This is a genomic window from Mycobacterium sp. TH-M25, assembly GCF_057473665.1.
In genome coordinates this window covers 1-2,953 of the sequence record NZ_JBYCLA010000376.1, presented here as the reverse complement: position 1 = coordinate 2,953, position 2,953 = coordinate 1, and the positions used below count along the sequence as shown (strand labels likewise).

Here is a 2,953-nt window from a genome sequence, read left to right as displayed (position 1 = left end):
TCACCGGCGGTGCTGATAATCCGGTATGAGGCAGTGAGGTCGTCGGATAACGCTTGTCGTGCGGAGACGCTGTCTATGGCTTCCTCGACTCTGCGGCGCGCGGCCGCGATCGCGGCTTTCATGGAGTCGGCGGCTGTGACGATGCGGTCGGCGTCGGCGCGTGCGGCGGTAATTAGGGTGGTCTCGGAACCCAGTTGACTCAGGGCCGTGGCGGCCTCTGCGAGCTGCTCGGCCGACCAGTTCGCGACCGCTGGCAACGTGCGGGAAACAGCGGCGGCGAGTTGGTCGAGCTCTTGTCGGGCAGCGGCCAAAGCGGTGCCGGCAGCTCTGGCGGCATCACCGAGGGCTTCCGTCCGGCGTAGATGCTCGCGAAGCAACGCGATCCGTGTAGGAGTCAGAGCATCATCGGTGCCGCATACCGGGCATTCAATCGGGTGATCGAGCCCGGCGTATTCGTTGACGGTGAGTAAGGCGTCGAACATCGGCGTGAGGCGCGCGGTGCGCGGATCAGCTTCGGTCAAAGCCCTGGCGTACGCACTGAGATCGGGACCGGTAAGTGCCTCAATCGTGAGCGGGGTCGAGCTAAACGCTGACAGCGGAAAAGCCTTCTCGCGCTGGGCTTCCAATGCTGCGACGATTGCAGCCTCGAGACCTTCAAGTGTGTCGAAGGTGGGATTTGAACCGCTCGCGGGGTCGGCCAAGACTGCGGCGCCCGCCTCGAGCAGCGCATGTGTAAGAGCCGTACTCGCAGTCTCGGAAGTAAGCGGCTTCTTCACTAACGCGGTGATCGAAGTTGCAGCCGCGGCGGCTGGTGTACCGCCCAGTGCGTCAATCTTGAGAAGCGCGGGCCCGGGTTGTTCGGACTCCAAGCGTGCCCTGGCCGCTCTCACGCGTTCGCGGAATTGGTCGAGGTCCGTTAGCGACAGCAGGGCTTTGAAGTATCCGACGCGCTGTTTCGGCTCGGTGGACAGCACATGGCGCAAGATGTGTTGCAGCAGAACGGGCGCCGGCACCGGCCCGTCAGCCAACGGCAGGCCCACCTGCTCCAGGTCGCCGACTTCCACGCCGTCTAAGAGAAGGCGGCTCTCGCATTCTGTGCCCTGTCCGAAGTCACACAGCAATTCGCGTCGGACAACGTGGGTGGCACCCTGGATGTCGCGCACTACCGCTTGAACGTAGACCTCGTCGTCGCCAGCAGGTAGGTGGGCATTCCGCAGACTGTCGTTGTATTCAGCTTTTGCGCCACCGAGCAACTCGCGGCGGCTGCTGCGGCCACTTATCAGAAATTCGATGGCCTCAGCCAGACTAGTCTTGCCCTGGCTGTTGCCGGCATGTACTACCACCAGCGGAGCATCGAGCTGCAGAACGCGTGCTTCGGCGCCGAAGGCTCGGAAGCCACGTACCTCCAGCGAAATCAAGCGAGGGGGATGGACGGCGGTCACGACTGCCGCCAACTGTCGATGACCGCATCGAGTGCTAGGTCAATGGCATCTTCCGTCGTCAGTTGAGCGACGGCCTCGGCGAGTACGCGGGCGTCGCGCTTACCAGGGCTGTCACCGACAAGCTGTGCCAGCAAGGCGTCGAGATTCGGTAATAGGTCGCTCATTCCGGGGGCAGCCTACCTGGCTTCCTATCCATCCCTGAATGCTTGCCTTCTGCTTCTGCGATCTATTCGAGGCCGTGCGCAAAGACGGGATCGAGGCATGAGGCAATCAGAGTGATCTGGTCGTCAAGGCTCTCCTCGCAGACGGCTTCGAGCTGTTCCTTGCGGCGCCATGCGGCCCATTTCGCTTGCCCGACAGCCCCATAGCCGGCCAGGTGCGGCGCTACTGGTTCGAGGGTGACGCCGCGGTGTTGTGCGACGGCTCGTGCGGAGCGGAGCAATTCATCGGGGTCGATGCCGTTGCGGGCCAGCTGGACAATGTCGACGTAGTCACGCCAGCGTGTGCTAGCGATGCCGCGCTCGAGGATGGTGACGCCCTTTTCGGCGATGCTCGTCTCGGGCGCGTAACCAAGGAGCGCGATTGGGTCGCCAAGGATCCGATCGATCGTTACTTCCCGGGGCGGTGGCACGACCGGGTCTCCGGTAGATACATCCCAGGCTGCGGCACCCTTCCAGGGTCCGATCGATACGGAGACTCGTACTCGAAGACCCGGGTAGTTGGCTTGTTCACGGATCTCTTGCACGTTGATCGTGTCGAGGTCGAACACGACCCCGTCGTCAACGTCTATCGCCGCGATGTCGCGGACCACGCGGGTGAGATACGCGGCGGTGACGTCAGCGCGGACAGCGTTGGAGTCGGCGTCCCTTGTCGGGCGCCGCGCCCCATAGGCGGCGAGGAGAACTCCGCCCTTGAGGACGAAGTCGCCGGCATGTGAGGTACGCGTGAACCGGTCCAGGAACGATTCGAGGGTGTGCCGGATCAGGTACTCCTGTGTCGGTGCGCCGGTCCCGCTGTTGGCGGCTGAGGCGCGGGCGACAGACTGAATCTGGCGGAACACCGCGTCGCCGGGGCTCACCCCAGCATGTCCAATGCGTGCAGGATCGGTGACTTCGCCCGCGGGAGGCGGGACGCGACCTCGATCAGCCGGGATGGTGTGCCACCTCGGCGCAGCCATTCGCGCAGCGCGTCGCGCGCCAGTTCGTATCCGACCTCGCTGCGGAGTCGGAACGCGTCGGCTATTGACCGTTCAGGTGAGTAGATCCCGATCGTCTGTTCCGATCCGGGGATCGCGATTTCGTCGCGTCCGATCTCGAATGTGGCCCGGTCGAACTGATGCCATGCGATCGCACCCGTGCTCGTGGGTGTCCTCGACCCTCGGGGGATCGCGACATCCAGCGCGGTCGGGATCGCGTCGGTCAGGTCGTAATGGGCGAGCGCGGAGATCAGGCAGATCGTGGCATCCGCGCGGCGGGTCGCGGCCTCGAGCAGATCCCAATCGGCAGCCGAGG

The 2,953-nt window shown here is 64.2% G+C and carries 4 protein-coding genes; all 4 read right to left on the bottom strand.

Annotated elements, in window-relative coordinates; genetic code table 11:
* Positions 1 to 1,418 (bottom strand): AAA family ATPase (locus tag AC2VOU_RS12630; protein ID WP_486957687.1); only part of this gene is annotated, 1,418 nt, incomplete at its 3' end.
* Between the two features lie 20 nt (positions 1,419 to 1,438).
* Positions 1,439 to 1,606, bottom strand: a complete 168-nt coding sequence (locus AC2VOU_RS12625) for a hypothetical protein (RefSeq protein ID WP_486957686.1) — start codon at positions 1,604 to 1,606, stop codon at positions 1,439 to 1,441.
* Between the two features lie 62 nt (positions 1,607 to 1,668).
* A complete protein-coding gene (locus tag AC2VOU_RS12620; protein ID WP_486957685.1) occupies positions 1,669 to 2,520 on the bottom strand; it encodes a nucleotidyl transferase AbiEii/AbiGii toxin family protein in 852 nt (283 codons plus the stop codon).
* Positions 2,517 to 2,953, bottom strand: a 437-nt coding sequence (locus AC2VOU_RS12615) for a type IV toxin-antitoxin system AbiEi family antitoxin domain-containing protein (RefSeq protein ID WP_486957684.1), incomplete at its 5' end; no start/stop codon positions are given. The genes AC2VOU_RS12615 and AC2VOU_RS12620, both read right to left, overlap by 4 nt.